Genomic DNA, 576 nt, shown 5'->3' with positions numbered 1-576 from the left:
CTATCTGACGCTCGGCCAGGCGCAATATGCGGCGCGCGACTACCAAGCCGCTATCGAGACGTTGCGCCGTGACGAGACCTATCGCACAAGCTCACGCCGTTTCCTGGCCGCCAGCCTGGCGCAACTCGGCCGGCTCGACGAGGCGCGCGCTGAGGCTGAACTGTTCCTCGTCGGCAACCCGCATTTCACAACCCATCACTGGGCGACGACCGAGCCATTCCGCGACGCCGCTACGCTCGAGCATTTCGTCGATGGTTTTCGCAAGGCCGGTCTTCCGGAGTGACGCGCCGGCATCCGGCTGCCCGCAGCAGAGGCGACGTGGTGCGCTAACCCGGGTCTAGACGTCGGTATGATCTCGGTGGCGCGACACCTTCTCGCGGTTGCCGCAGGTGCGCATGCTGCACCAGCGCCGCTTGCCGCCTCGCGACGTATCGAGGAAAAGCCAGCCACAGCGAGGGCAGGAATGCAGCCTGTCGCGCGGCAGGGTGAAGAACGCGTCGATGGACAGCATGGCCAGCAAGGCGGTGACGGCGTCCGGGTCCCGCCACCGGGCAAGGGCAAGCTTCGGTCTGGTGC

Annotated in this window: 1 protein-coding gene and 1 pseudogene; one reads left to right on the top strand and one right to left on the bottom strand. The window is 66.7% G+C overall.

All coding sequences use genetic code 11. The features are described from left to right. Positions 1 to 283: pseudogene (locus tag EN939_RS37150) on the top strand (CDC27 family protein); the annotation flags it as partial. Positions 284 to 337: 54 nt separating this feature from the next. On the opposite strand, the gene EN939_RS37145 reads toward EN939_RS37150, so the two are convergent. Continuing rightward, on the bottom strand, positions 338 to 576 hold a 239-nt coding region (locus tag EN939_RS37145; RefSeq protein WP_206528483.1), incomplete at its 5' end, for a CGNR zinc finger domain-containing protein.

This window comes from Mesorhizobium sp. M7A.F.Ca.CA.002.05.1.1, assembly GCF_003998335.1.
In the GTDB taxonomy this organism is placed as follows: Bacteria; Pseudomonadota; Alphaproteobacteria; order Rhizobiales; family Rhizobiaceae; genus Mesorhizobium.
The sequence above is the reverse complement of the archived record's forward strand: the minus strand, read 5'-3'. Positions and strand labels throughout refer to the sequence as shown.